Genomic DNA, 26,208 nt, shown 5'->3' with positions numbered 1-26,208 from the left:
GTGCCCTTCGCTGCGGCACCCAAGGGAGCAAGGTGCCTGCTAGCTGGTCGACACCCTTATGCGGCTTCGGCCGTAGGGTGCGTCAGGATCGTGGTGTCGCGCGGCTGGCTGCCGGCAATCGCGATCCTGCGTGGCTTCATTGCTTCGGGTACTTCGCGGATCAGGTCGATCGTCAGCAAGCCATCGGCCAACGCAGCGTTTTCGACCCGGACGAAATCGGCCAATTCGAAGCGTCGCTCGAAGCTGCGGTTGGCGATCCCCAAATGCAGGAACGCGCCGCGCTGCTCGTCGCTCTCTTCGGCCTTCTTGCCCGACACTTGCAGCAAATTCTGTTGTGCCACGATGTCGATTTCGTCGCTCTTGAACCCGGCGACCGCAAGCGTGATCCGATATTGGTCTTCGGCGGTCCGCTCCAGATTAAAGGGCGGGTAATTGTCGCCCGATGCCTGGCGCGAGCTTGCTTCGAGCAGGTCGAACAAGCGATCAAAGCCGATCGTCGAGCGGCGATAGGGGGTGAAATCAAAACGGCTCATGTCAAATCCTCCATGTGAGCAACGTGACGATGTGGATGCGCCCACCATTGTGCGGCGCGGCTAAAGGGCGGCCCATCTGGCACCGCCCTGCCATTAATTTGGTTTTGCCCGCTCAGACTTCAAGTATCGCAACACGGGTTTTTGGACGGGATGGCCGGTGGCTCGACGGCGCCTGCCCCGGCAAGATGGGCCGATCCGATTTCAGCAAGGTCTGACAAATGGATGTGGCAGTGGCGGCAAGACATCCCCAGGACTGCTCACCACGAACAAAAGAACATCATCAGACACACAAACGCCCGGATCGTTGCCGATCCGGGCGCCTGCGTGACGATCGCTCGTCAGCCCCCATTTTTTCGCTTCCGCCAGCGCGCCGATCTTTCGATCAGCGGGGCCTGAAGCCTCCCCGAACCGCGGCCATTGCCTGCGTCTCGACGTCTTTTGACTAGGCGGGTCGTCGGTCGATGTCATCGGAAATGCACCAAGGTGAATCCGAATCGCTTCACCATGTGTTCATTTGGCAACAGCATTGATTGCGCGGCGTGTGACAGGCCCTTAAGGCACCCATAGCAGCATGAATTCATACCCCGTAACCCAAGGCTTCCCATGATCCTGTCGCGCTACGAACGCATGATCGCCCGGCGCTATTTGCTGCCGGGCAGGGGCGAGGCGTTCATCTTCCTGGTCGCGGGTATCAGCCTGTTCGCGGTGATGCTGGGTGTCGCGGCATTGGTCATCGTCATGAGCGTGATGAATGGCTTTCGCGCAGAGTTGTTCGACAAGATCGTCGGGCTGAACGGCCATGCCGTGGTGCAGGGCTATGGCGGCCAGTTGCGCGACTGGCGCGACATTGTCCGCGAAGCGCGCGCGACGCCCGGAGTCACCAGCGCGACGCCGCTGATCGAGCAGCCGCTGATGGCCGATTTCAACGGGCGCACCCAGGCGGTGTTGCTGCGCGGCATGCGGGTCGAGGACATTCGTGGCAACCCGACGATCAGCGACAATGTCGTGCTGGGCGACCTGTCGCGGCTGACCAACGGGTCAAATACCGTCGCGGTCGGGTCCCGATTGGCCGAGGCGCTGGGGGCGACCGTGGGCACCGATATTTCGCTGATCAGCTTTCAGGGGGTGGCAACGCCGATGGGCACGGTGCCGCGCATCGTATCCTATCGGATCGGTGCGATCTTCGAGGTTGGGGTGTTCGACTATGACAAGGCGTTCGTCATCTTGCCGATGGAGGATGCACAGACCTTGCTGCTGATGGGCGATTCGGTCGGGATGGTCGAAATCGATACCGTCGATCCTGACAAGGTGGGCGAGATACTTCAGCCGCTGGCGGTAAAGATCGGCGCGCGCGGCGTGCTCAACGACTGGCGACGATTGAACTCCGAGATATTCGAGGCGCTGGCGGTCGACCGGCTGGTCACCTTCACCGTGCTGTCGATCCTGATCCTGGTGGCGGTGTTCAACATTCTGTCGTCGCTGATCATGCTGGTGCGTGCCAAGACGCGAGACATCGCGATCCTGCGGACGATGGGGGCAACGCGCTATGGCCTGATCCGCATTTTCGTGACGGTGGGCACGACGATCGGCTCACTTGGCATACTCGCCGGGCTAATCCTGGGCTTCATCTTTCTGTTCTTCCGCCAGCAGGTGCTGAGCTTCATGGGCGCGGTGACCGGGCAGCAGATCTGGGACCCCTCGATGCGCTACCTCACCGAATTGCCCGCCAAGACCGACCCCTGGGAGGTTGCAGGCATCGTGCTGATGGCGTTCGTCTTTTCCTTCCTCGCCACCTTGTACCCCGCGTTCAAGGCGGCGAGTACCGATCCGGTTCAGGTGCTTCGCTATGAATGAACCCGTCCTCCAGACCAGCGGGCTGAAGCGCTCCTTTCACCAGGGCGGGCATAAGATCGAGGTGTTGCGCGGCGTCGACCTGGCCGTGGCACCCGGCGAAATCGTCGCGCTGCTGGGGCCTTCGGGATCGGGCAAGTCTACGCTGCTGCAAGCGGTGGGCCTGCTCGAAGGCGGGTTCGAGGGGTCGATCCGCATCGCTGGCACCGAAGTTGCCAAGCTCGACAGCAATGGCCGCACCGTCACAAGGCGCGACCAGATGGGGTTCATCTATCAGTTCCACCATTTGCTGCCCGACTTCACCGCTGCCGAAAACGTCATCCTGCCGCTGCTGATCCACGGCGCGACCCAGGCCGAGGCCGAAGCGCGGGCCGAAGAATTGCTGTCGGCGCTTGGCCTGGCACAGCGGCTGACGCACCGGCCCAGCCAATTGTCGGGGGGCGAGCAACAGCGGGTCGCGGTAGCCCGCGCGCTCGCCAATCGGCCGGCTTTGGTGCTGGCCGACGAGCCGACCGGAAATCTCGACGAAGCAACCGCCGATGTGGTTTTTGCCGAATTTCTGCGGCTGGTGCGCGGCGAGGGATCGTCGGCGCTGGTGGCGACGCATAATGAACGGCTCGCGCTGCGAATGGATCGGGTGGTACGCCTGCACGAAGGGAGATTGCAATGACCAAGCTGACCGCCATTCCCGTCACCGCCGCCGATGGCAAGACCACCGATCTTTCGGATCATGCCGGCAAGGTGCTGCTGATCGTCAACGTCGCATCGAAATGCGGCTTTACCCCGCAATATACCGGGCTCGAAGCGCTGCACCGCCGCTTTGCCGATCGCGGGTTCGAAGTGCTGGGATTTCCCTGCAACCAGTTCGGCGCGCAGGAACCGGGCGACGCCGCCGAAATCGCGAAATTTTGTTCGCTGACCTATGACGTGACCTTCCCGGTCTATGCCAAGCTCGACGTCAATGGCGACAAGGCAGCGCCGCTATACCGCTATTTGAAGGAACAGGCCCCGGGGTTGCTCGGCAGCAAGGCGGTGAAGTGGAATTTCACCAAGTTTCTGGTTGATCGCGACGGTCACGTGGTCGAACGCTACGCCCCGCAGACCACGCCTGAAGCGATTGCCAAGGATGTTGAAGCACTACTGTAAATCCCCCTCCCGCTTGCGGGAGGGGTTAGGGGAGGGTGTGTCTTCCAAGAACTGGCCGTATTTGACAGGCCCTCCCCCGACCCCTCCCGCAAGCGGGAGGGGGGAAGAAGGACGCCGGAAATGGGGAAAGAAGGTTGTGGATAATTTGCCCCCGCCCTTTCCACGCTCCGCCGCACGACCTACCCTGAAGCTATGTCTCATTCAGGCTTCGTGCCCCTCCGCGTCTTTTCCTGTTACACCATGCTCGACGGCGCGATCGAGCCAAAGGCGATTGCCAAGCATGCGCGCCGGCTGAACTTCCCCGCGGTCGCGCTTACCGATCGCAACGGGCTGTATGCGGCGATGGCGTTCGGCGATGCATGCAAGAGCGAGGGCGTCCAGCCGATCGTCGGCACGATGCTGTCGATCGCGCGACCCGGCAGCCCCGAGGGGCGCGCGCCGATTGTCGATTGGTTGGCGCTGTATGCGCAGGACGAGGCCGGATATAATAACTTATGCGCGCTGGTTTCCGAAGCGCATCTGGGCCGCCCGGTCGAATGGGAGCCGCATGTTCAGCTATCGGCGCTCGAAAGCCGCACCGACGGGCTGATCGCGCTGACCGCTGGCGGCGAGGGTGCGCTCGCGCGGCTGCTTGCCGAGGGGCAGGACAGTGAAGCGGTTGCCTATCTCGCCGCGCTCGAACAGCTCTTCCCCGACCGGCTCTATATCGAGCTGACACGGCGCGGCGATCCGATCGAGATGCGCGCCGAGGCCGGCCTGATCGACTTCGCCTATGACCGCTATCTGCCGCTGGTCGCCACCAACCCTTCGTGCTTTGCCGAGGCTGATTTCCACGCCGCGCACGACGCGATGCTGTGCATCGCCAGCTCGTCCTATGTGATGTCCGAAGACCGGACGCGAAGCTCGCCCGAGGCGTGGATGAAGCCCGCGCAGGAGATGGAGCGGCAATTCGCCGACCTGCCCGAGGCGCTGGCGAACACGCTGGTGGTGGCACAGCGATGCGCGGTGGCGGCACCCTATCGCAAGCCGATCCTGCCCAGCCTTGCCGGCGACCGCGAGGGCGAGGCGACGAAGCTGCGCGAGGATGCGCGCGCTGGGCTCAAAGCGCGGTTGGCGAAAATCGCGTCGCTCAAATTCCCCTCCCGCTCGCGGGAGGGGCTAGGGGAGGGCGTGTCGGCGAATGCGGCACATGAGCTTACAGGCCCTCCAGAAAGCGGGAGGGGGGAAGAAGAAGCTGACTGGACCCAGCCCTATCGCGACCGGCTGGAATTCGAGCTCGACGTCATCGTCGGCATGGGCTTCCCCGGCTATTTCCTGATCGTCGCCGATTTCATCAAATGGGCCAAGGATAATGGCATCCCGGTCGGTCCGGGGCGTGGTTCGGGTGCGGGCTCGGTCGTCGCCTGGGCGCTGACGATCACCGATCTCGACCCGATGAAGCTGGGGCTGCTGTTCGAGCGATTCCTCAATCCCGAGCGCGTGTCGATGCCCGACTTCGACATCGATTTCTGCGAAACCCGCCGCGGCGAGGTGATCCGCTACGTCCAGCAGAAATATGGCAGCGACCATGTCGCGCAGATCATCACCTTCGGTAAGCTGAAGGCACGCGCGGTGCTCAAGGATACCGGGCGCGTGCTCCAGATGAGCTATGGCCAGGTCGATCGCCTAGCCAAGCTGGTGCCCAACCACCCGACCGATCCCTGGACGCTCGAACGCGCGATCAACGGCGTGTCCGAAATGGCGCATGCCTATGAGCGCGAGGACGATGTTCGCCGGCTGCTCGACCTGGCCAAGCAGCTAGAAGGCCTGCCGCGCCATTCATCGACCCATGCCGCGGGCGTCGTGATCGGCGACCGGCCGCTGGCGCAACTGGTGCCGCTCTATCGCGATCCGCGATCGGACATGCCGGTGACCCAGTTCGACATGAAATATGTCGAGGGTGCCGGGCTGGTGAAGTTCGACTTTCTGGGCCTCAAGACGCTGTCGGTGCTGCGCAAGGGCACCGACCTGCTCGCCAAGCGCGGGATCAGCGTCGATCTCGACACGCTCGAATGGGATGATGCCGGGGTCTATGAATTGCTCCAGCGCGGCGACACCGTCGGCGTGTTCCAGCTCGAATCCGAAGGAATGCGGCGGACGCTGTCGGCGGTGCGCCCGTCGAACTTCGGCGACATCATCGCGCTGGTCTCGCTCTATCGGCCAGGCCCGATGGACAACATCCCGATGTTCGGCGCGCGCAAGAACGGGCGGGAGCCGGTCACCTATCCGCACCCGCTGCTCGAGCCGATCCTGAACGAAACCTATGGGATTTTCGTCTATCAGGAACAGGTGATGCAGGCGGCGCAGGTGCTGGCTGGCTACAGCCTTGGCGGCGCAGACATGCTGCGGCGCGCGATGGGCAAGAAGATCAAGGCCGAGATGGACGCGCAGCGCGCGGGATTCGTCGATGGCTGCCTGAGCGTCAACGGCATCAAGGCGGCAGAGGCGAATGCGCTGTTCGACTTGATCGACAAGTTCGCGGGCTATGGCTTCAACAAGTCGCACGCCGCCGCCTATGCGCTGCTCGCCTATCAGACCGCGTGGATGAAGGCGCATTATCCGCATGAATTCTATGCCGCGTCGATGTGCTTCGACATGGGGCAGACCGACAAATTGGCGATCTTCGTCGACGATATGAAGCGGCTGGGGGTGACCTGCCTTGGCCCCGATGTGAATGCGAGCGAAGCCGAGTTCGACGTGCAGGCGTATGGCGACGGGCTGGCGGTGCGCTATGCCCTGGGTGCGCTGAAAGGCGTTGGCGAGCGCGCGATGGAGCAGATCGCCGAAGAGCGCCGCAGCGCCGGCTTTGCCTCGCTCGACGATCTGGCGCGCCGGGTCGATCCCCGGATGCTGAATAAGCGCCAGATCGAAACGCTGGCCGCCGCCGGGGCATTTGATTCGCTCGAACCCAACCGTCCGGGCGTCCATGCCGCCGCCGAAACGGTACTGGCGACCGCGCAGCGGATTCATGCCGGCAAGACCAGCGGGCAGGGCGGCTTGTTCGGTGAGGGGGAGGCAAGCGAGCCGCCGATCCGCCTGCCAGCCAAGGCGAGCTGGACGCTGGCCGAACGGATCGGGGCGGAGAAGGACGCCTTCGGTTTCTTCTTCTCGGCGCATCCCCTCGATCGCTACGCGCATCTCGCCAAGGTACACGCCGCCCGGCCGATCGCGGCGCTGGGGGATGTCCATGTGCCCGATGGCGCGCGGGCAGGGGCGACGATCTCGGCGCTGATCGAGGATGCGCGCTGGCGGACTTCGGCGCGCGGCAAACGCTATATGATGGTCACGCTGTCGGACGCATCGGCGACGATCACCGCCACTTGTTTCGAAGAATCGACCGCCAACGCGCTGGAGGAAGCGGCAAAGGCGGGTGGCTGCGGGTTGTTGCAGGTCGAGCTTGATCGCCGTCCGGGTGAGGATGCCGCGCGCGTGACCGTGAAGACGGTGCAGGGGTTCGAGACGCTGTCGAACAATGCCAAGCTGGTGCTGACCTTGTGGCTGGAGTCAGCGGCGGCGGTTGCGTCGCTGGCGGCGGCATTGCGCGATCAGCGCGGCGGGCGCGGCCGGGTGCGGGTGATGGCGGCGCTGGCCGGTGGCGGCGAGGCCGAAGTGCTGCTGGGCGAGGATTTCCTGCTCGACGGTGAGTTGGTCGCGGGCTTGGAGGCGATACCCGGCATCAGCGCGGTCGATCTGATGAGTCCGAAACTGGCCTTGGCGGGCTGAAGCGTCGCCCGCAAGCCCCGGTTCGCCGCTGCCTTCACCACCATACTCAAAGCTGCTGGACGCGCGCGCGCTAAGGGCTATTCTCCATACCAAAGAAACGAATGGAGAGAGCCATGCTTGGTGGAATGCAGGATTTTGAACTGCGCATCCCGCGCCTGATCGAACATGCCGAACGCGAACATCCCACGCGCGAGATCCTGACGCGCTGGGCCGATGGCAGCGAAACCCAAACCGATTGGGCCGGCATCGGGCGTGATTCGCGCAAGCTGGCACAGGCGCTCGAGCGCTTGGGGCTGACGCCGGGCGATCGCGTCGCGACGCTGGCGATGAACCATTCGCGCCATCTGGTCGCCTGGTATGGCACGGTCGGCATGGGCGGCGTCATCCACACGATCAATCCGCGCCTGTTCCCCGATCAGCTCGCCTATATCGCCAATCACGCCGAAGACCGGGTGTTGATGTACGACCGGATGTTCCAGCCGATCGTCGACAAGATGAAGGCGCACTGGACAACCATCCAGCATTATGTCGTCTTCGATGGCGACGGCCCCGACAGTTTCGAGGCGCTGATCGCCCCCGAAAGCGGCGACTATGCCTGGGTCGAGGGGAGCGAGCGCGACCCGTGCATGTTGTGCTACACCAGCGGCACGACCGGCAATCCCAAGGGGGTGCTCTACACCCATCGCTCGTCGATGATCCATGCGCTGGTCGAATTGCAGCCATCAGTATTCGATCTGTCGGCCCGCTCGGTGGCAATGCCGATCGTGCCGATGTTCCACGCGGTGGGTTGGGGGATGCCGTTTGCCGGGCCTGCGGTTGGCGTGAAGTTCGTCTTTTCCTGCGTCAACGAGCCCAAAATCCTGTGCGACTTGATGAACCGCGAAAAGGTGACGCATTCGGCGGGGGTGCCGACGGTGTGGTTCGGCATGTTCCAATATATGGACGCTACCGGCGAAGCACCGCAGCATTTACAGGTCGTCACCATCGGTGGGTCGGCGGCGCCGCGATCGATGGTCGAACGGATCATGAAGATGGGGGTGCGGGTCAATCACGCCTGGGGGATGACCGAGACGTCGCCGATCGGCACCATCGGGGCCAAAAGCTATGACTGGGACGATCTGACGTTCGAACAGCAGGTCGATCAGGTGTGCAAGCAGGGCCGCGCGCCGTTCGGCGTCGATATGCGGATCGTCGACGATTCAGGGAAAGCATTGCCGCGTGACGGCAAGAGCTCGGGCCGGCTGCAAGTGCGTGGACCCTGGATCATCCATCAGTATTTCGGTGAGGAAACGCCGTGCTGCGATGCCGACAACTGGTTCGACACTGGCGATGTCGCGGTAATCCATCCCGACAATGTGATGCAGATCACCGACCGGGCCAAGGATGTGATCAAATCGGGCGGCGAATGGATCAGCTCGGTCGAGCTTGAAAATGCAGCGGTTGGCTGCCCGGGTGTTGCCGAGGCGGCTGCGATCGGGGTGCATCATCCGCGCTGGGAAGAGCGGCCGATCTTGCTGGTGGTACGCAAGCCCGGCAGCGATGTGACGGCGGAGGCGATCAACGCGCATCTGGTCACTGAGGTCGCCAAATGGTGGCTGCCCGACGAAATCCACTTCGTAGAATCACTGCCGCATACCGCGACCGGCAAGCTGCTGAAAACCGCGCTTCGTGAGCAATATAAGGACTTCAGCCTGGCGGCGACATGATGCGAAGCCTTGCCCGGGTTCGCCCGGGCAAGGCTTCGTCGCGGGCAGTTAGTGCTGCGCGCCCATTGCGGTTTCGAGGTTGACCCGGACAGCCTCGAAAAACTGCTCGGTGGTCATCCACGGCTGATCGGGACCGATCAGGATCGCCAGATCCTTGGTCATCTGGCCCGCCTCGACCGTCTCGACGCAGACGCGCTCGAGCGTTTCGGCGAAGCGGGTGACTTCGGGCGTGCCGTCGAACTTGCCGCGATATTTCAGGCCGCCGGTCCAGGCGAAGATCGACGCGATCGGGTTGGTCGACGTTGCCTTGCCCTGCTGATGCTGGCGATAGTGGCGCGTGACAGTGCCGTGCGCTGCTTCGGCCTCGACGGTCTTGCCGTCGGGGGTCATCAACACTGAGGTCATCAGCCCGAGCGAGCCGAACCCCTGTGCGACGGTGTCCGACTGGACATCGCCGTCATAATTCTTGCACGCCCACACGAATTCGCCGTGCCACTTGAGTGCCGAGGCGACCATGTCGTCGATCAGGCGATGCTCGTAAACGATGCCCGCATCCTTGAACTGGGCCTCGAACTCGGTTTCGAACACTTCGGCGAAGATGTCCTTGAAGCGCCCGTCATAGGCTTTCATGATCGTGTTCTTGGTCGACAGATAGACCGGCCATTTGCGGTCCAGGCCGTAGTTCAGGCTCGATCGTGCGAAATCGCGAATCGAATCGTCGAGATTGTACATCGCCATCGCCACGCCGGCGCTCGGGAAGCGGAACACTTCCTCGTCGATCACGACGCCGTCATCGCCTTCGAACACCAGCCGCAGCTTGCCGGGGCCGGGCACGCGATAATCGGTCGCGCGATACTGGTCGCCAAAGGCATGGCGGCCGACGACGATCGGCTTGGTCCAGCCCGGCACCAGCCGCGGCACGTTCGAAATCACGATCGGTTCGCGGAACACCACGCCGCCCAGGATGTTGCGGATCGTGCCGTTGGGCGATTTCCACATCTTCTTGAGGCCGAATTCCTCGACGCGCTGTTCGTCGGGGGTGATCGTCGCGCACTTCACGCCGACCCCATATTTCTGGATCGCCTTGGCGCTGTCGACGGTGATGCGATCGTCGGTCTCGTCGCGCTTCTCGATCGACAGGTCGTAATATTCAAGGTCGATGTCGAGATAGGGGAGGATCAGCCGCTCGCGAATCCATGCCCAGATGATCCGAGTCATCTCGTCGCCGTCAATCTCCACGACGGGCGTTTTTACCTTGATCTTCGCCATCAATGTCTCTCTGTTCCTGAAGGGGGAGTTGCCAGCCGTCTACGGGGATGCGGCGGCGGGATCAACTCTATGCCAGCGATGAAGCGTTGTATCGTCGGGGCGGGAGCGCTATCCCCTGTAAATGGCATCGCTAGACAAGCCACCCGTCGGGACATCGACGGTGAAGTGGCGCTTCCCCGCAATGCACCCCGAGGGCCGTAAATACGCGCTCATCGCGGGCGCACTCGCTTTCCTCGTAATCATCTGGGCCGGCTGGTTCTGGGGCTGGCCGCTGATTATCCTGACGATCTGGGTCATTTCCTTTTTCCGCGATCCGGTGCGCGTGACACCGCAAGGGGAGGGGCTGATCGTGGCCCCCGCCGACGGGCTGGTGACGATGATCGAGCGGGTGGCGCTGCCGCCCGAGCTGCGCGGTCCGGGCGGCCTTGGCGACCAGCCCCTGGTGCGCGTATCGATTTTCATGAGCGTGTTCGACGTCCATATCAATCGCACCCCCGTGACCGGCACGATCCGCCAGGTGATTTATATTTCGGGCAAGTTTTTCAACGCCGATCTCGACAAGGCAAGCGACGAAAATGAGCGCCAGCATTTTCTGGTCGAGACTAGCGACGGCATGCGGGTCGGCTTCACCCAGATTGCCGGCCTGGTGGCGCGGCGCATTCTGGCATTCACCAAGCCCGGCGACATGGTCGTGGTCGGCCAGCGCATCGGCCTGATCCGCTTTGGCAGCCGGGTGGATGTGTTCCTGCCCGACGGGATCGAGCCGCAGGTGGCGCTGGGCCAGCGCAGCGTTGCGGGTGAGACCATTCTGGGGCGTCCGGGCCTGTCGGCGGCGCGCGGCGTGGCGCAATAGTGGCCAAGCGGGTTTCGCGCGCACGCGGCATTCCGCTGCGCGCCATTGCTCCCAACGCGGTCACCGCGCTCGCTTTGTGCTCAGGTCTGACCGGGGTGCGCTATGGCATTTCGGGTGAGTGGGAACGCGCGGTTCTGATGATCCTGCTGGCGGGGGCGCTGGACGGGATTGACGGCCAGATCGCACGGATGGTGCGCGGCGAAAGCCGGTTCGGGGCCGAGCTCGATTCGCTGGCCGATTCGATTTCGTTCGGCGTTTCGCCTGCGCTGGTGATGTATCTATGGTCGCTGATGGCGTTTCCGCGCATCGGCTGGATCGTGGCCCTGGTCTATGCAGTATTTGCCGCGCTTCGGCTGGCACGGTTCAATGCCCAGATCGACGTCGTTGAACAACCACACAAGTCTGCCGGTTTCCTGACCGGCGTTCCGGCTCCCGCCGGCGCAGGCCTGGCGATGCTGCCGATGTACCTGTCGTTCTGGACCGGCGAGGAACTGTTCCGCTCCTATTGGCTGGTCACCCCCTGGGTCGCGTTCGTCGCGTTCCTGATGGTGTCGAACCTTGCCACCTTCTCCTGGTCGTCGCTGAAACTGCGGCGGACGATACGGTTCGAGGCGATCATCGCGGTCGTCGTGGTGGCAGCCGCGATGGTATCGGCACCCTTCCAGACGCTGTCGGTGGTCTGCGTCGCCTATCTGGTGTCGATCCCGTTCAGCATCGCAAGCTATGGCCGGGTCAAGCGGCAGCGCGCAACCGTGCCGGCATCACCGTCACCCTCGGTGTGACGCCAACAGCGGCGCGCGGGCGTGGTGCGGGCAGTGGCATCGAGCGATACTGAACGCCGTGGGTGAGCAACGACCGGATGCGCATGGCATAGGGGCGGACGGTAAGCGTTATCGTCGCCAATGCTGCGGCGAGCGACGTCGAGAACAAGGTGGCGGCTAGAAAACTATCCATCAAACAGCTCCTGGTCTGAACGCGACCTTCCCGTTCAGCGACGTTGTAAGGATTTCGTAACCAAAGCCTGTGGCCAAAGGTTCCGCGTTCCCGGCGTAAGCGCCTTATGTTCCATTTCCGTTCCGCGTGTCAATGGTTGATTGCGCAGCCGTTTTGCGGTAAGCGCTACCTCTCAACCCCACATGGGAAGCACATATCCGGTGCCGCAACCTGCCTTTCAGGCTGGCCAGGTCCTTCGCTTCCCAGAGGAACAACCGGTAAGGAGTTATCCCTATGGCGGCACCCGTCGTCTCCATGCAGCAGCTGATCGAATCAGGCGCGCATTTCGGCCACCAGAAGCATCGGTGGAACCCCAAGATGAAGCCGTACATCTTTGGCGATCGCAACGGCGTTCACATCCTCGACCTGTCACAGACCGTGCCGCTGTTTGCACGCGCGCTCGATTTCGTGTCGGCCTCGGTCGCCGGTGGTGGCAAGGTGCTGTTCGTCGGCACCAAGCGCCAGGCACAGGAGCCCGTCGCTGAGGCGGCGCGTCGTTCGGGTCAGCATTTCGTCAACCATCGCTGGCTGGGTGGCATGCTCACCAACTGGAAGACCATCTCGGGCTCGATCAAGCGCCTCAAGGCACTTGAGGAGCAGCTGTCGGGCGACACCGCCGGCCTGACCAAGAAGGAAGTGCTTCAGCTTACCCGTGAAAAGGACAAGCTGGAAATGTCGCTGGGCGGCATTCGCGACCTGAACGGCATTCCCGACATCATGTTCGTGATCGACGCGAACAAGGAAGAGCTGGCGATCAAGGAAGCCAACACGCTGGGCATTCCCGTCGTCGCGATCCTCGATTCGAACGTGTCGCCCGACGGCATCGCCTTCCCGGTTCCGGGTAACGATGACGCGGCACGCGCGATCCGCCTGTATTGCGAAGCGATGGCGATCGCCGCCACGCGCGGCAATAACGAAGCGCAGATGCGTGGCCAGGACTTCGGCGCGATGGCCGAGCCTCCGGTCGAGCCAGTGCTGAGCGAGCCTGCCCCTGAAGCAGCGCCTGCTGTTGCCGAGGCACCTGTCGCTGCAAGCGAGCCTGCACAGGCTGCCGAGGGCGAGCGCCAGATCGACGCATGAATCGACGCCCCGTCGCGGGGTGTCACTCGATTGTAATCCGGGCGGGGCAGGGCGTGAAGCACTGCCTCGCCCGCACCCATGATGAAGGAAATGAATATGGCCGAGATCACTGCCGCTGCGGTAAAGGAACTGCGTGAGCGCTCGGGCGCGGGCATGATGGATTGCAAGAAGGCGCTGTCCGAAAACGGTGGCGACATGGAAGCCGCAGTCGATTGGCTGCGCACCAAGGGTCTTGCCGCCGCGCAGAAGAAGTCGAGCCGCACCGCCGCCGAAGGGCTGGTCGGTATCGCGGTCGCCGGCACCAAGGGTGCGGTGATCGAGGTTAACTCGGAGACCGATTTCGTCGCCAAGAACGACCAGTTCCAGGCATTCGTCCGCGACGTGACCCAGATCGCACTCGAGATCGGCGACGATATCGAAGCGATCAAGGCCGCCAAGATGCCAGCCGGCGGCACCGTCGACGAGGCGCTGACCAACAACATCGCAACGATCGGCGAGAATCAGGCGCTGCGTCGCGCCAACCGGATCGAAGTGTCGCAGGGCGCAGTGATCCCCTATGTCCACAACGCGGCGGCCCCCGGCCTCGGCAAGATCGGCGTGCTGGTCGCGCTCGAAAGCGCTGCCGGCGTCGACGTGCTCGAGCCTTTGGGCAAGCAGATCGCGATGCACATCGCCGCTGCCTTCCCGTTGGCGCTGCACGAGGACGAGCTCGACCAGGAAATCATCGAGCGCGAGCGTCAGATCGCGACCGAAAAGGCTGCCGACAGCGGCAAGCCTGCCGACATCATCGCCAAGATGGTCGAGGGTTCGGTCAAGAAGTTCGCCAAGGAAAACGCGCTGCTGAGCCAGCCGATCGTGATGGACGGCAAGACCCCGGTCGCCGACGTCGTCGCCAAGGCGGCCAAGGATGCCGGCAGCGCGATCAAGCTGGTCGGCTATGTCCGCTATCAGCTGGGCGAGGGCATCGAGCGCGAGAAGAGCGACTTCGCTGCCGAGGTCGCTGCGACTGCGGGTATCAATAAGGCGTAATTGGTCTTAACCCTTCTCCCGCCAGCGCGAGAAGGTTTGCCAATCGCCGGTTGGCATTGCGGCGCGGCCCTTCTAAGGTCCGCGCCGTTTTGCTGCTCCCTCAGGACCGATGGAATCCATGACCAAACCGCGCTTCAACCGCATCCTCCTCAAGCTTTCAGGCGAAGTCCTGATGGGCCAGGGCCAGTTCGGCATCGACCCCGCCACGTGCGAGCGAGTCGCCAATGAAGTGCTTGCGGCCAAGGAAACCGGGCTGGAAGTCTGCATGGTCGTCGGCGGCGGCAATATCTTCCGCGGACTGGCGGGCGCAGCGCAAGGGTTTGACCGGGCCAGTGCCGATTATATGGGCATGCTGGCGACGGTGATGAACGCGCTGGCGATGCAGAATGCGCTCGAGAAGGTTGGTGTCGAAACCCGCGTTCAGTCGGCGATCCCGATGGCGTCGGTGTGCGAGCCGTATATTCGTCGCCGGGCCGAGCGGCATATGGAAAAGGGCCGCGTGGTGATCTTCGCTGCGGGCACCGGCCTGCCGTTCTTCACCACCGACACCACTGCGGCCCTGCGCGCCGCCGAAATGGGCTGTGATGCGTTGTTCAAAGGCACCAGTGTCGATGGTGTCTATGATGCCGATCCCAAAAAGGTGCCGACCGCTACCCGCTATGATACCCTCAGCTTCAATCGCGTCCTTGCCGACGATCTGAAGGTGATGGACGCAAGCGCGGTCGCTTTGTGCCGCGACAATAATATCCCGATCGTCGTCTTCAACATCCGCGGCGAGGGCAATTTGTCCGCCGTCCTGCGCGGCGAAGGCACGTCGACGATCGTCCAGAACAACGTTTGAAGAGGATTTCTCATGGCCGCATATGACAAGGCTGATCTGGAGCGTCGCATGGCCGGCGCGGTCGAATCGCTCAAGGGCGATCTGAGCGGGCTTCGCACCGGACGCGCGTCGATCTCGCTGCTCGATCCGGTTACCGTCGAGGTATATGGCGCGCACATGCCGCTGAACCAGTTGGCGACGGTTTCGGCACCCGAGCCGCGCATGTTGAGCGTACAGGTGTGGGACAAGAATAATGTCGGCCCGGCCGACAAGGCGATCCGCTCGGCGGGGCTCGGCCTCAACCCGATCATGGACGGCCAGAATCTGCGGCTGCCGATTCCCGACCTGACCGAAGACCGCCGCAAGGAGCTTGCCAAGCTTGCCAGCCAATATGCCGAAAAGGCACGAATCGCGGTGCGCAATGTCCGCCGCGACGGGATGGACAGCCTGAAGGTCGATGAGAAGAAGGGTGTCTATTCGGAGGACGAGCGCAAGCGCCACGAAGGCGAAGTGCAAAAGCTGACCGACGCCACCATCGCCGATATCGACGCAGCGTCGGCGGCGAAGGAAAAGGAAATTCTGAACAAGTGACGTCGGTTCTGGGTCAACGGGCCAGCTGCAATCCCGTTCGTGCCAATCGGATTGAAAACACGTTCTTCTTTGCCGTTCGCGCAAAACAAGGGCAGTGCATCGTTAAGCTTGGCACGAATGGCACAGGGGAGGGTGCATGATGGCAACGGCAATTGAACCCGTACCGGCCCCGCGCCCGCGCCATGTGGCGATCATCATGGACGGCAATGGCCGCTGGGCAAAGGCCCGGCGGCTTCCCCGGATCGCCGGGCACAAGCAGGGCGTCGAAGCCGTCCGCAAAGTGACTCGTGCCGCGCGCGAACAGCAGATCGAAGTGCTGACGCTATACGCCTTTTCTTCGGAAAACTGGCGGCGGCCCGAGGATGAAGTGCATGACCTGATGGGGCTGCTGCGCCATTTTCTGCGCGTCGAGTTGAACGAATTGGTGAGCGAGAATGTCCGCCTGCGGGTGATCGGTGACTATCGCGCGCTGTCGGACGATCTGGTTTCACTGATCGACGGCGCGATTGCGCGTACCGCCACTAATACCGGGCCGATCCTGGTGATCGCCCTGAACTATGGGGCGCAGGCCGAGATCGCCGCCGCCGCACGGCTATTGGCTGCATCGGTGCAGGCGGGCGAGATCGGCGTCGAACATATCGACGAGCAGCGCTTTGCCGCAGCGTTGCAAAGCGGCGACCTGCCGCCGGTCGACCTGATGATCCGCACATCGGGCGAACAGCGTCTGTCCAATTTTTTGCTGTGGCAGGCGGCCTATGCCGAATTGCTGTTCGTCGACACGTTGTGGCCCGATTTCAGTGGCGAGACGCTGGCCCGCGCCATCGATGTGTTCGGCCAGCGTCAGCGCCGCTTCGGTGGTCTGTGACGGCTGATCATGCGGCCCGGCGTCAAGCCGATCTGCGCCAGCGCCTGATCGTCGGAGCAGCATTGCTGGTCGTCGCGGCTACTGCGCTGGCGATTGGTGGCCTGTTTTTCTGGCTGATCGTGGTCGTCGGCGCGCTGCTGACGATGGCCGAATGGGGGGACATGTTCAAAGCCGGGCTACGGACCAAGCGGATCACGCAATTCGCCTTGTCGGTGCCACTCGCCCTCATGGCCCCTGGCATCGCTTCGGGGCCGAGCTTCTTTGCGCTAGGCGTGTTGGTGGGGGCGGCGGTGTTCATCGTGGCGGTGACGCGCCGACCAGAGCTTGCGCGCGGCGTGCTGTATGTCGGCTTGCCCGCCTTGGCAGTGATATATTTGCGCAATCGCGACGATGGGCTGTTCCTGACATTTTGGGCGATGGGCCTGGTATGGGCGGCGGACACCGGCGCATTTTTCGTCGGGCGCACGGTCGGCGGACCAAAGCTTGCGCCGGCGATCAGCCCGAACAAGACCTGGTCGGGCTTGGGCGGGGGCGTGGTACTGGCAGCAGTGATGGGCGGCGTAATGATGATCTATGGCCTGTCGCCGTGGCTGGCGATCGCGACGCCCTTTCTGGCGATGCTGTCGGCGGCGGGCGATCTGTACGAAAGCTGGTTGAAGCGCCAGGCGGGCATCAAGGATTCGGGCAGTCTGCTGCCCGGGCATGGCGGATTTCTCGATCGGTTGGACGGGCTGGTGCCGGTCGCGCCGGTCGCCGCCTTGCTGGTTGTTATAAGCGGATCGCTGGCATGAAACGGGTAAGCATTCTCGGCGCGACCGGCTCGATCGGCACCTCGACGCTGGACTTGATCGAGCGCGAGCCACAGCGGTTCGAGGTCGTGGCGCTGACCGCCAATTGCGATGTCGAACGCCTGGCGGCGGCGGCGATCCGCACGCGCGCCAAGCTGGCGGCGGTGGCGGATGCGGCATGCCTGCCCGACCTCAAAACGGCGCTGCAAGGCACCGGGATCGCCGCCACAGGCGGGCCTGAAGCGATTTGCGAGGCTGCGCGCGTCGAAGCCGATTGGACGATGAGTGCGATCGTCGGCTGTGCCGGCCTGGAGCCGACGATGGCGGCGATCGAGGGTGGCCGCATCGTCGTCATCGCCAACAAGGAACCCTTGGTATCGGCGGGCGAAGTCATTCTGGCCGCAGCGGCGGCGGCAGGAACCACGCTGCTGCCTGCCGACAGCGAGCATAACGCGATCTTCCAATGCTTCGATCGCGATCGCCCCGAAGGCGTCCGGCGGCTGATCCTCACCGCCAGCGGCGGGCCGTTCCGCCAATGGCCGTCCGACGCGATGCGCGGCGTCACGCCCGAACAAGCGGTCGCGCATCCCAACTGGACGATGGGTGCCAAAATCTCGGTCGATTCGGCGACGCTGATGAACAAGGGCCTGGAGCTGATTGAGGCGGCGCGGCTGTTCCCGGTGCGCGGTGAGCAGATCGACATTATCGTTCATCCGCAATCGGTGATCCATTCGATGGTCGAATATGTCGATGGGTCAATTTTGGCGCAGCTGGGGCCTAGCGACATGCGCGTGCCGATCGCGCATACGCTGGCATGGCCGGCACGGATGGCGACGCCGATGGAGCCGCTGGACTTCGTCGCAATGGGCCGGTTCGACTTTGAAGCGCCTGATCCGGTACGCTTTCCCGCGCTCGCCCTGGCGCGCGCAGCGCTCGACGCCGGCGGCGCACGCCCCGCCATCCTGAACGCAGCCAACGAAATTGCGGTGGCGGCATTTCTGGCGCGGCAGATCGGCTTCCTCGAAATTGCCGCAATCGTCGCGGATACGCTTGCCAGCTATGATCCGCCGGCACCCGATACGGTTGAAGAGGTGCTGACGATCGATGGCGAAGCGCGGCGCATTGCGGCCGCTCGTGTGAAGGATTGCGTCGCTTGATCGAAAATCCGGGATTGCTGTTTACGCTGGTCGCGTTCGTCCTGGTTTTGGGGCCGCTCGTGTTCATTCACGAGATGGGCCATTATCTGGCGGGGCGCTGGTTCGGGGTGAAGGCCGAGGCTTTTTCGGTAGGCTTTGGTCGCGAGATCGCGGGCTTTACCGACAAGCGCGGAACTCGCTGGCAGTTCGGGTGGCTACCGCTGGGCGGCTATGTCCGCTTTGCCGGTGACATGAACCCGGCGAGCCAGCCCAATCCCGAATGGCTGGCGCTGCCCGCCGAGGAGCGCGCGCAGACCTTCCAGGCCAAGCCGCTGTGGCAACGCGCCATCATCGTGGTGGCGGGACCGGCGATCAACTTCGCGCTGGCCATTCTGATCCTGGCGGGCTTCGCTTTTGGCTATGGCGAGAGCAGGACGCCGCCGGTGATCGGCCTGGTCACCGAACAAAGCGCTGCGGCGAATGCAGGGCTAAGGGTGGGCGATCGGATCACCGCGATCGGCGGCCGCACGGTCGAGACCTTCGACGATTTGGTGAACTTCACCCGCATCCGCCCGAGCGAGCAGGTGCGCGTCGACTATGTCCGCGCCGACGCCTCGGCGTCTACGGACATGCGGATCGGCCTGGTCCGCGACCGCGACCGTTTCGGCAATGAATTCGATCTTGGCCGGATCGGGATCGGCCCGGCAGAGGCAGTGCGCGTTCCGGTCGAATGGTGGCGCGCGCCGATCATCGGGATCGAGCGGACCGGTGCGATCGTCGGCATGATGGTCGACACGATCGGCCAGATCATCACCGGACGGCGTTCCATTAAAGAATTGGGTGGCCCGCTGCGGATCGCGCAGGTCTCCGGCCAGCAAATGTCGCTGGGCGTGGTCGAGTATGTTGGCCTGATTGCGCTGATCTCGATTAATTTGGGGTTCATCAATTTGTTGCCAGTGCCGATGCTGGATGGCGGGCATCTGCTATTCTATGCGATCGAGGCGGTGCGCCGGCGGCCGGTGCGGCCCGAAGTGTTCGAATGGGCGTTTCGCGGCGGATTGGTGGCGTTGCTCGGGCTGATGTTCTTTGTGACGATCAACGATCTTGGTGGGTTCGGTGTGTGGCGAAGCCTCGCCGGCTTGATCGGTTGAGCCCATTGGGGCAGGGGGCGTGCCAATGCCGGTACGCCCGGAACGATATTCTCCTGTATTTTCGGGGTAAACGACGGTGACGGCGATCATGGGTAGCAAATACCATGCACAGGCTGCGGCAGTGCTGTTGGCAGGAACGATGCTGGCAGGCGTTGCCGAGGCGCAGACCGCGCCAGCCGGGAACGCACCGGCAATAGCGACGCAGGGCGCGCGTCAGGCCACCAGCCCTGCCACCCCGGTGGTGCAGCCGGCGCGAACGATCCGCTCGCTGCGCGTGCTGGGATCGCAGCGGATCGAGCCCGACACGGTGTTGTCCTACACCAAGCTGCGGATCGGTGAGCCCTACACCAACGAAACCGTCGATGCCGCGATCAAGGATTTGTATGCCAGCGACCTGATCGCCGAAGCGCAGATCGAAGGCGTCGAAAGCGGCGACCTGATCGTCCGTATCCGCGAAAATCCGGTGATCAACCGCGTGGTGCTAGAGGGTAACCGCCGGCTGAAGAACGACAAGATTCTGCCCGAAATCAAGCTGGCCCCGCGCCAGATCTTCACCCGCACCGCGGTGCGCGCCGATGTCGCGCGGATCGTCGAACTGTATCGCCGCCAGGGACGCTTTGCTGCGGTGGTTGAACCCAAGCAGGTGGTTCTCGATCAAAACCGCGTCGATGTGGTGTTCGAAATTGCCGAGGGGCCGAAATCAAAGGTTCGCCAGATCAACATTCTGGGCAACGAACAGTTCAGCGACAATGCGCTGCGCAAGGAAATGGCGACCAAACAGTCGCGCTTCTTCCGCTTCTTCAGTTCGGCGACCAGCTACGATCAGGATCGCATGGCCTATGATCAGCAGAAGCTGCGGCAATATTATCTGACCGAGGGCTATGCCGACTTCCGCGTCATTTCGGCGGTGGCGGAGCTTACGCCCGACAAGGAAGACTTCATCATCACCTATGTGGTGGAAGAAGGCCCGCGCTATAAATTCGGTGACGTCACCGTCGAAAGCGGCATCCGCGACTTCAACGGCGAGCAGCTGGCCAACAGCCTGCAGATCAAGAAGGGCGAGTGGTTCAACGCCAAGATGGTCGAGGATTCGGTCACCTCGCTAAGCGAGGCGGCGGGGCTGTTCGGCTATGCCTTTGCCGATGTCCGTCCCGAATATCAGCGCGATGCCGAAACGCTGACGATGGGGCTGGCGTTCAACATCGCCGAGAGCCAGCGCACCTATGTCGAACGCATTGAAATCACCGGCAACACCCAGACGCAGGACGAGGTGATCCGCCGCGAAATGCGTATTGCAGAGGGCGACGCCTATAACTCGTTCCTTCGCAAGCGTTCGCAGGACCGCATCAACTCGCTGGGCTATTTCCAGGACAAGTTCGAGATCGAGGAGCAGCCCGGCTCCTCGCCCGATCGCGTGGTGCTGACGTCGAACGTCGAGGAACGTTCGACGGGCGAGTTGACGCTTTCGGCTGGTTTCTCGAGCCTTGAGCGGTTCATCCTGCAAGGGTCGATCCGCCAGCGCAATTTCCGCGGCAAGGGCCAGGATCTGCGACTTCAGGTGAATTACTCGGCCTTCTCGAAGTCGGTCGAGGCAGGCTTCACCGAGCCTTATCTGTTCGACAAGAATATCGCGCTGGGCGGCACGGTGTTCCGCCGCGATTTCAGCAACTTCAACTTCATCGGCGACCAGCGCAACACCACATTTTCGCAGGTGTCGACCGGCTTCAATATCGTTGCGGGTATTCCGCTGACCGAATATTGGTCGCTGTCGGGCCGCTACAATCTGCAACAGGATGACGTCACGCTGGATGAAGCGACGTTCTTCAGCAACGGACAGTGCGATCCACTGCGGGCAGGGCGCTTCCTGTGCGAACAGCTCGGCAACCGTATCACCTCGCTGGTCGGCGCATCGGTGGTGTTCGACAGCCTCAACAGCCGGTTGCGGCCGACCGCCGGCCAACGCCTGTTGATCGGTGCCGATTTTGCCGGGCTTGGCGGCGACGTTCGTTACGCGCGCGCACGCTTCGACGGCATCAAATATTTCAACATGGGCAGCGGGTTCATCCTGTCGGGCGCGGCGCAGGGCGGCTACATTAAGTCGCTCGAGGATAGCCCCGGCGTCGGCATCGATCCGGTGCGGATCATCGATCGCTTTTATCTTGGCGAACCGCAGTTTCGCGGCTTCGACATTCGCGGCGTAGGCCCGCGCGTGCAGCGTATTCCCTTTACCACCGACAGCGACGGCAACACCGTGCTGGTCACCGATCGCGACCAGATCGTCGACGATGCGATCGGCGGCAAAGGCTATTACCTGACCAAGGCCGAAATCGAGATCCCGTTGGGTTCGGGCGCGCAGGAAATGGGGCTTCGTCCGTCGGTCTATGTGATGGCAGGTGCGCTGTTCAACGTGACCCGCCCGTTGCCGACGGTTACCTTCACCCAGGCAACCGATTCCAGCGGCAACCCGGTGTTCAACGTCGATGGTTCGCCCAGCCTGTTGCCAGTGACCACCCCCGTCTTGACCCCCGGTGGCGCGCCGTTGTTCGTCAACACCTTCACCAGCAACGGGGCAATCGGCCAGCGGCAGACGACGTGCAGCACCGGCTATGCCGATACTTTTGGCGGCACCTGCGTCGGCACCGAACAGAATAGCGCGCAGATGAACACCACCACGCCGTTCCTGGAGCGCTTCGTCGGCGATTCGATCAAGCCGCGTATTACCGTCGGTATCGGCGTGAACTGGAATTCACCGTTCGGGCCATTGCGTATCGATCTTGCGAAGGACATCATCTCGGTCGACGGCGATGATCCTAAGCTGTTGACCTTCAACGTCGGTGCTGGTTTCTGACGCAGAACGATTTTTACCTGACCTAAGGACCGTATCATGAAATTCATCAAGACCCTGTTGCTCGCCGCCGCGCCCGTCGCGATCGCGACTGTGCCGCTGCCCGCCGCCGCGCAGACCGCTGGCGTCGCCGTTGCCAATCCCGAAGGCGCGGTTGCCCAGAGCAATGCCTGGCGCACCGCCCAGTCGCAGATCCAGACGACCTACAAGGCGCAGATCGATCAGGCACAGGCACGCCAGACCGCGTTGCAGAATGAACTGAGCCCGCTGGTGCAGGCGTTCCAGACCGCGCGTGCAGCGCCCAACGCGAACGAGGCATCGCTGCGCACGCAGGCAACGACGATCCAGCAGCGTGAGCAGGCAGCCAATGCCGAGCTGGAGCGGCTGACCGCACCGGCAACGCGCGCGCGCCAATATGTCATCGAACAGATCAGCGCGCAGTTGCCGGCGGCGGTCAATGCCGCGGTCGCGCGTAAGAACGTGACGCTGTTGCTGCGTCCCGACGCGGCACTGTTCACCCAGCCTTCGAACGACATCACCGCCGATGTGACCACCGAGCTGAACCGGTTGGTGCCCAACGTATCGATCACGCCGCCCGCCAATTGGCAGCCCGGCCAGCAGGGTCAGGACGCACCCCAGGCGGCAGCACCTGCACCCGCACCTGCGGCGGCTCCCCGGGGCCGATGACCGAGGCGGCTGAAGCAAAGCCTGCCATCGGCCCGCTCGATATTACGCGGGTGATGGCGGCGCTGCCGCATCGCTATCCGATGCTGCTGGTCGATCGCGTCGAGGAATTGCTCCCCGACCGATCGATCCGCGCGATCAAGGCGGTGACGATCAACGAAGGCTTTTTCCAGGGGCATTTCCCCGGACGCCCGATCATGCCGGGTGTGTTGATCGTCGAGGCGCTGGCACAGGCGGCGGGCATCCTCGCGGTCGAAAGCCTGGGCCTCGCCGGCTCGGGCAAGCTCGTCTATTTCATGGCGATCGAAGAAGCCAAGTTCCGCAAACCGGTCGAGCCCGGCGTACTGCTGACGCTCGAGGTCGAGTTCCTTCAGAAGCGGTCGAGCGTGTGCAAGTTCGCCGGTCGCGCGATGCTGGGTGACCAGGTTGCGGCAACGGCAAACTTCACCGCGATGATCGCCGATCCGCCCAAGCAGGGCTGATCGCGGCAGGCGCAATCATTGCACCATCGGCGCGGCTCTGCTACGGGCCGCGCCTTCGCTGCTGGTCGGAAACCAGCGGCATGACTTCGGAGAATTCGACGTGAAGAAAGATACCCACCCCGACTACCACATGATCAAGGTCCAGATGACCGACGGCACCGTGTTCGAGACTCGCTCGACCTGGGGCAAGGAAGGCGACCTGATGCAGCTGGAAATCGATCCGCTGGCGCATCCGGCATGGACCGGTGGCAACCAGCGTCTGCTCGATGCGGGCGGCCAGGTGGCACGCTTCAACAAGCGTTTCGGTGGCGGGCTTTCGCTTCGCGCCAAGAAGGACGCCTGACGCGACCTCTCGGCGGTGAAGTGGCGGGGGTGGATAATCCACCCGCCGCTTCGCCGCCGATACGACTTATCGCTTCCATCTTGATGGCGAAAGCGCCATGATCCGGCCATAATTAAGGCCGGAGGCAGTAATGGCGGCTGGAATAATCGCAGGCTTTACGCTGTCGATAGCGGCGATACCCGGTGTTGCCGTCGCCGGATCGATCGACGATCCGCAGCCCTTTTCGGCTGCAAGTGCCGCTTCCGGGCCAGAGCTTGCCGATACACTCCCCCGTATTCGCATCTTTACCAATGCACAGCGCAATCGTGATGTCGTCGCCGGCTTTCGCGTGACGCAGGTCGAGCCGCGTCAGCCTGAAATCCCGCGAATCGACGTGCTACCCGATACCGCGCTGGACTTATCGCCGGGTGATCGGGGTATCGACATCGCCGCCGGCACCCATCTTGGCCAACAACGCCGCCGGGAGCCGGGTGCGACGGTCGATGCCAGAATGTCGATGCGGCTCGATCCCGGCAGCAGGTCCGATCCCGATTTCGGCATGGGCGGCATTGGCGGTGCTCTGATGCGGATGACATCGGCGCTGATCGACTGATCGGGCGCGGCATGCGCCCTGGTGGCACAGCCGCTATCGAACCACGGTGATCGACGCGGTGCCCTCGGCCCATACCGGCAAATACAGCCCTCGGCCCGCCGCCTGCAATTGCCCGGTTCTGGCGCGTTTCAGATCGGCCCGGATCACGACACGATCCTCACGCTTGTTCGATATCGCGCGATCGACCTTGCCGATCAGCTTGGCATAGTCATTTTCGAAATTCTGGGCGAGCAACCCCGCGATCATGCTGGCAACCCCGGGGGCATTGGCGAGGTCGAGGATCAAATCCCCCCCGGTCATGTCGGTCGTGCCGCTCACCGCGAAATCCTCGAAGCCGACGGCACGCGAATCGGGAGAGGTTACCGGCTTGCCGGTCATCCATACGGTGCCGCTGGTCGGCTTGTTTCTGCCGGCTTCGAGCGCCGCGAACGTCAGCCCGACGGCGATCCGTCCATTGGCGGTGCCATATATTTCCACCGAATCGAAACGCGCGCGAACCGGTTTGAAGCCGGGAATGTCGAAAGGACGCAACGATCGCTTCCGCAGCGCTTTCATCAACACCGGTTCAAGCACGCGATAATCGGCAAAGACCGGAATGAAGAACGATAGCTGCCCAACCGATGTTTCCAGCGGACGAAGCGGTGGCAAAGGAACAGGCGCGGGGGCAGGGGGCGCGCTGCCGACATAGGTTTCGGTGATCGCGCGCAGCCCGATATTCAGCCGCAACCGGCCACCTGCCACAGTGTAGCCGCCATATCGCAGCTCGCGCGGCGTCACCCGCATCCAGGCTTCGGGGTTTTCGCGGTTCAGCGACACCGTCGTGAATGCCGAACGCCAGGCATCGTCGATCGCCTCGCGAAGCCCCAACTTGCCAACTTCTTTCGGCAATTCGCGCTCGAGCCGTGCCAGAATGGGGGCCAGTGCTTGGTCGGCCTGGTCGGCGAATTCGATGCGCTGGCCCAGAAACTCGATATGCGGCGCATCGGTCCACGCATAGTCCAGCTTGACCGTGCCACGCGGGGTCCAGTCGTCGCTGAACGTCATGCGTACCACCGCCGTTACCACTGCATCGGCGGTCGCCGTCTCGCGCTTGAACACGCCGCCAATATCCTCCGCCCGGATGACGGCGCGCAGCGGGATGGTAACGCGGATCGCCTCGCCCTGGCCGGCCAGCGCGACGTTGCCGCGCGTGACCGATCCAACGATGCGACATTTGATGGTCGGCGTCTTGAGGGTGGCGATACCCAGATCGACCCGCTTGCTGCCCACACATTCCTGGTCGGGCTTGTCGATGCTGAACAGCCGGGCGGGAACCTCCCGCTCGATCAACCGCGATAGATTGGCCAGTTCGACCTCGACGGGCACCGCCAGGATCGAAGGCTGCGGATCAATGGTGATCGCATCGTCGGCGCGCGGCGGCTGGCCTCGGTCGCGATGACACCCCCCGACCAGCAGCAGCACAGGCGCGAGGATCAAGGCAATGCCGGCCCGCGAACTGCGGCGGCGGGCAGGGCACAGGCCTGGCAGCGGCTGAGGTCGTAACACTGGGTTGGCGTGTCACATCTTGTAGGCGCTCGCAACTGACGTTTCGGCGATCACGTCGAGAGATTGCGTCGACAGGCGGATCGTCATGACCGACTTGCCCAAACACCAATCAATCAAGTGATATCATGGACATCGCCTCTTGTA

24 protein-coding genes are annotated in these 26,208 nt (G+C 63.2%); 20 read left to right on the top strand and 4 right to left on the bottom strand.

The window, feature by feature from the left end; all coding sequences use genetic code 11:
* Window positions 1-56: 56 nt before the first annotated feature.
* A complete protein-coding gene (locus QU44_RS12180) occupies window positions 57-533 on the bottom strand; it encodes an Hsp20 family protein (protein WP_033922530.1) in 477 nt (158 codons plus the stop codon).
* Window positions 534-1,136: 603 nt separating this feature from the next.
* Between QU44_RS12180 and QU44_RS12175 the strand changes: the two genes are divergently transcribed.
* The 5 genes from QU44_RS12175 (at window position 1,137) to QU44_RS12155 (ending at window position 8,998) form a co-directional block, all read left to right on the top strand.
* Window positions 1,137-2,387: a lipoprotein-releasing ABC transporter permease subunit gene (locus QU44_RS12175; protein WP_033922529.1), complete on the top strand. Its 1,251-nt coding sequence runs from the start codon at window positions 1,137-1,139 to the stop codon at window positions 2,385-2,387.
* The gene (locus QU44_RS12170; protein WP_033922528.1) at window positions 2,380-3,054 is read left to right on the top strand and encodes an ABC transporter ATP-binding protein; all 675 of its coding nucleotides are present in this window, start codon (window positions 2,380-2,382) and stop codon (window positions 3,052-3,054) included. Before QU44_RS12175 ends, QU44_RS12170 begins: the two co-directional genes overlap by 8 nt.
* Window positions 3,051-3,530: a glutathione peroxidase gene (locus QU44_RS12165; RefSeq protein ID WP_033922527.1), complete on the top strand. Its 480-nt coding sequence runs from the start codon at window positions 3,051-3,053 to the stop codon at window positions 3,528-3,530. The genes QU44_RS12170 and QU44_RS12165 overlap by 4 nt, the downstream gene beginning before the upstream one ends.
* Before the next feature lie 192 nt (window positions 3,531-3,722).
* On the top strand, window positions 3,723-7,292 hold the full coding sequence (dnaE, locus tag QU44_RS12160; protein WP_033922525.1) for a DNA polymerase III subunit alpha: 3,570 nt from the start codon (window positions 3,723-3,725) through the stop codon (window positions 7,290-7,292).
* A gap of 113 nt (window positions 7,293-7,405) precedes the next feature.
* Window positions 7,406-8,998, top strand: a complete 1,593-nt coding sequence (locus QU44_RS12155) for a long-chain fatty acid--CoA ligase (protein ID WP_197054307.1) — start codon at window positions 7,406-7,408, stop codon at window positions 8,996-8,998.
* Between the two features lie 48 nt (window positions 8,999-9,046).
* Here QU44_RS12155 and QU44_RS12150 read toward each other — a convergent pair whose 3' ends face one another.
* Window positions 9,047-10,267 carry an NADP-dependent isocitrate dehydrogenase gene (locus QU44_RS12150; protein ID WP_033922523.1) on the bottom strand — a complete coding sequence of 407 codons (1,221 nt, stop codon included), beginning with the start codon at window positions 10,265-10,267 and terminating at the stop codon, window positions 9,047-9,049.
* A 121-nt stretch (window positions 10,268-10,388) separates the two neighbouring features.
* On the opposite strand from QU44_RS12150, the gene QU44_RS12145 reads away from it, so the two are divergent.
* Window positions 10,389-11,120, top strand: a complete 732-nt coding sequence (locus tag QU44_RS12145) for a phosphatidylserine decarboxylase (protein ID WP_033922522.1) — start codon at window positions 10,389-10,391, stop codon at window positions 11,118-11,120.
* Window positions 11,120-11,902: a CDP-diacylglycerol--serine O-phosphatidyltransferase gene (gene pssA / locus QU44_RS12140; RefSeq protein WP_231621731.1), complete on the top strand. Its 783-nt coding sequence runs from the start codon at window positions 11,120-11,122 to the stop codon at window positions 11,900-11,902. Before QU44_RS12145 ends, pssA begins: the two co-directional genes overlap by 1 nt.
* On the opposite strand, the gene QU44_RS18275 is transcribed toward pssA, so the two are convergent.
* Window positions 11,853-12,074 carry a hypothetical protein gene (locus tag QU44_RS18275; RefSeq protein WP_131602131.1) on the bottom strand — a complete coding sequence of 74 codons (222 nt, stop codon included), beginning with the start codon at window positions 12,072-12,074 and terminating at the stop codon, window positions 11,853-11,855. The genes pssA and QU44_RS18275 overlap by 50 nt on opposite strands.
* A gap of 273 nt (window positions 12,075-12,347) precedes the next feature.
* Here QU44_RS18275 and rpsB point away from each other — a divergent pair, with 273 nt between their 5' ends.
* The 13 genes from rpsB (at window position 12,348) to QU44_RS12075 (ending at window position 24,519) form a co-directional block, all read left to right on the top strand.
* Window positions 12,348-13,193, top strand: coding sequence for a 30S ribosomal protein S2 (rpsB, locus tag QU44_RS12135; protein WP_033922519.1), 846 nt, complete (start codon window positions 12,348-12,350; stop codon window positions 13,191-13,193).
* A 96-nt stretch (window positions 13,194-13,289) separates the two neighbouring features.
* Window positions 13,290-14,222, top strand: coding sequence for a translation elongation factor Ts (gene tsf, locus QU44_RS12130; protein WP_033922557.1), 933 nt, complete (start codon window positions 13,290-13,292; stop codon window positions 14,220-14,222).
* Between the two features lie 118 nt (window positions 14,223-14,340).
* The gene (pyrH, locus tag QU44_RS12125; protein ID WP_033922556.1) at window positions 14,341-15,063 is read left to right on the top strand and encodes a UMP kinase; all 723 of its coding nucleotides are present in this window, start codon (window positions 14,341-14,343) and stop codon (window positions 15,061-15,063) included.
* A gap of 12 nt (window positions 15,064-15,075) precedes the next feature.
* Complete coding sequence (gene frr, locus QU44_RS12120) at window positions 15,076-15,633, top strand: ribosome recycling factor (RefSeq protein WP_033922518.1); 558 nt, start codon at window positions 15,076-15,078, stop codon at window positions 15,631-15,633.
* Between the two features lie 136 nt (window positions 15,634-15,769).
* Complete coding sequence (locus tag QU44_RS12115; RefSeq protein WP_033922516.1) at window positions 15,770-16,498, top strand: isoprenyl transferase; 729 nt, start codon at window positions 15,770-15,772, stop codon at window positions 16,496-16,498.
* Complete coding sequence (locus tag QU44_RS12110) at window positions 16,495-17,289, top strand: phosphatidate cytidylyltransferase (protein WP_033922514.1); 795 nt, start codon at window positions 16,495-16,497, stop codon at window positions 17,287-17,289. Before QU44_RS12115 ends, QU44_RS12110 begins: the two co-directional genes overlap by 4 nt.
* A complete protein-coding gene (gene dxr / locus QU44_RS12105; protein WP_033922512.1) occupies window positions 17,286-18,443 on the top strand; it encodes a 1-deoxy-D-xylulose-5-phosphate reductoisomerase in 1,158 nt (385 codons plus the stop codon). The genes QU44_RS12110 and dxr overlap by 4 nt, the downstream gene beginning before the upstream one ends.
* A complete protein-coding gene (locus QU44_RS12100; protein ID WP_033922511.1) occupies window positions 18,440-19,573 on the top strand; it encodes a M50 family metallopeptidase in 1,134 nt (377 codons plus the stop codon). Before dxr ends, QU44_RS12100 begins: the two co-directional genes overlap by 4 nt.
* Window positions 19,574-19,661: 88 nt before the next feature.
* Entirely contained in the window at window positions 19,662-22,421 is a 2,760-nt protein-coding gene (bamA, locus tag QU44_RS12095; RefSeq protein ID WP_033922555.1) for an outer membrane protein assembly factor BamA, read from the top strand.
* Between the two features lie 36 nt (window positions 22,422-22,457).
* The gene (locus QU44_RS12090; protein WP_033922509.1) at window positions 22,458-23,105 is read left to right on the top strand and encodes an OmpH family outer membrane protein; all 648 of its coding nucleotides are present in this window, start codon (window positions 22,458-22,460) and stop codon (window positions 23,103-23,105) included.
* The gene (fabZ, locus tag QU44_RS12085; protein WP_033922508.1) at window positions 23,102-23,584 is read left to right on the top strand and encodes a 3-hydroxyacyl-ACP dehydratase FabZ; all 483 of its coding nucleotides are present in this window, start codon (window positions 23,102-23,104) and stop codon (window positions 23,582-23,584) included. The genes QU44_RS12090 and fabZ overlap by 4 nt, the downstream gene beginning before the upstream one ends.
* Before the next feature lie 100 nt (window positions 23,585-23,684).
* Entirely contained in the window at window positions 23,685-23,927 is a 243-nt protein-coding gene (rpmE, locus tag QU44_RS12080) for a 50S ribosomal protein L31 (protein WP_033922506.1), read from the top strand.
* Between the two features lie 130 nt (window positions 23,928-24,057).
* On the top strand, window positions 24,058-24,519 hold the full coding sequence (locus QU44_RS12075; RefSeq protein WP_033922504.1) for a hypothetical protein: 462 nt from the start codon (window positions 24,058-24,060) through the stop codon (window positions 24,517-24,519).
* 33 nt (window positions 24,520-24,552) lie between these two features.
* On the opposite strand, the gene QU44_RS12070 is transcribed toward QU44_RS12075, so the two are convergent.
* A complete protein-coding gene (locus tag QU44_RS12070) occupies window positions 24,553-25,995 on the bottom strand; it encodes a DUF4403 family protein (RefSeq protein ID WP_331377469.1) in 1,443 nt (480 codons plus the stop codon).
* Window positions 25,996-26,208: the final 213 nt, after the last annotated feature.

Source organism: Sphingomonas sp. 37zxx, assembly GCF_000786205.1.
Taxonomy (GTDB): Bacteria; Pseudomonadota; Alphaproteobacteria; order Sphingomonadales; family Sphingomonadaceae; genus Sphingomonas.
Note: the sequence above shows the minus strand (reverse complement) of the source record. Positions and strands in the feature narration are given on the sequence as shown.

What these genes read in the sequence shown, in the direction of transcription:
- QU44_RS18275 (WP_131602131.1), bottom strand. Translation starts at nt 12,074, where the DNA reads ATGGATAGTTTTCTAGCCGCCACCTTGTTCTCGACGTCGCTCGCCGCA.
- frr (WP_033922518.1), top strand. Translation starts at nt 15,076, where the DNA reads ATGGCCGCATATGACAAGGCTGATCTGGAGCGTCGCATGGCCGGCGCG.
- fabZ (WP_033922508.1), top strand. Translation starts at nt 23,102, where the DNA reads ATGACCGAGGCGGCTGAAGCAAAGCCTGCCATCGGCCCGCTCGATATT.
- QU44_RS12090 (WP_033922509.1), top strand. Translation starts at nt 22,458, where the DNA reads ATGAAATTCATCAAGACCCTGTTGCTCGCCGCCGCGCCCGTCGCGATC.
- QU44_RS12165 (WP_033922527.1), top strand. Translation starts at nt 3,051, where the DNA reads ATGACCAAGCTGACCGCCATTCCCGTCACCGCCGCCGATGGCAAGACC.
- dxr (WP_033922512.1), top strand. Translation starts at nt 17,286, where the DNA reads ATGAAACGGGTAAGCATTCTCGGCGCGACCGGCTCGATCGGCACCTCG.
- dnaE (WP_033922525.1), top strand. Translation starts at nt 3,723, where the DNA reads ATGTCTCATTCAGGCTTCGTGCCCCTCCGCGTCTTTTCCTGTTACACC.
- QU44_RS12180 (WP_033922530.1), bottom strand. Translation starts at nt 533, where the DNA reads ATGAGCCGTTTTGATTTCACCCCCTATCGCCGCTCGACGATCGGCTTT.
- QU44_RS12175 (WP_033922529.1), top strand. Translation starts at nt 1,137, where the DNA reads ATGATCCTGTCGCGCTACGAACGCATGATCGCCCGGCGCTATTTGCTG.
- QU44_RS12115 (WP_033922516.1), top strand. Translation starts at nt 15,770, where the DNA reads ATGATGGCAACGGCAATTGAACCCGTACCGGCCCCGCGCCCGCGCCAT.
- QU44_RS12155 (WP_197054307.1), top strand. Translation starts at nt 7,406, where the DNA reads ATGCTTGGTGGAATGCAGGATTTTGAACTGCGCATCCCGCGCCTGATC.
- bamA (WP_033922555.1), top strand. Translation starts at nt 19,662, where the DNA reads ATGGGTAGCAAATACCATGCACAGGCTGCGGCAGTGCTGTTGGCAGGA.
- QU44_RS12150 (WP_033922523.1), bottom strand. Translation starts at nt 10,267, where the DNA reads ATGGCGAAGATCAAGGTAAAAACGCCCGTCGTGGAGATTGACGGCGAC.
- pyrH (WP_033922556.1), top strand. Translation starts at nt 14,341, where the DNA reads ATGACCAAACCGCGCTTCAACCGCATCCTCCTCAAGCTTTCAGGCGAA.
- tsf (WP_033922557.1), top strand. Translation starts at nt 13,290, where the DNA reads ATGGCCGAGATCACTGCCGCTGCGGTAAAGGAACTGCGTGAGCGCTCG.
- rpsB (WP_033922519.1), top strand. Translation starts at nt 12,348, where the DNA reads ATGGCGGCACCCGTCGTCTCCATGCAGCAGCTGATCGAATCAGGCGCG.
- QU44_RS12145 (WP_033922522.1), top strand. Translation starts at nt 10,389, where the DNA reads ATGGCATCGCTAGACAAGCCACCCGTCGGGACATCGACGGTGAAGTGG.
- QU44_RS12170 (WP_033922528.1), top strand. Translation starts at nt 2,380, where the DNA reads ATGAATGAACCCGTCCTCCAGACCAGCGGGCTGAAGCGCTCCTTTCAC.
- QU44_RS12075 (WP_033922504.1), top strand. Translation starts at nt 24,058, where the DNA reads ATGGCGGCTGGAATAATCGCAGGCTTTACGCTGTCGATAGCGGCGATA.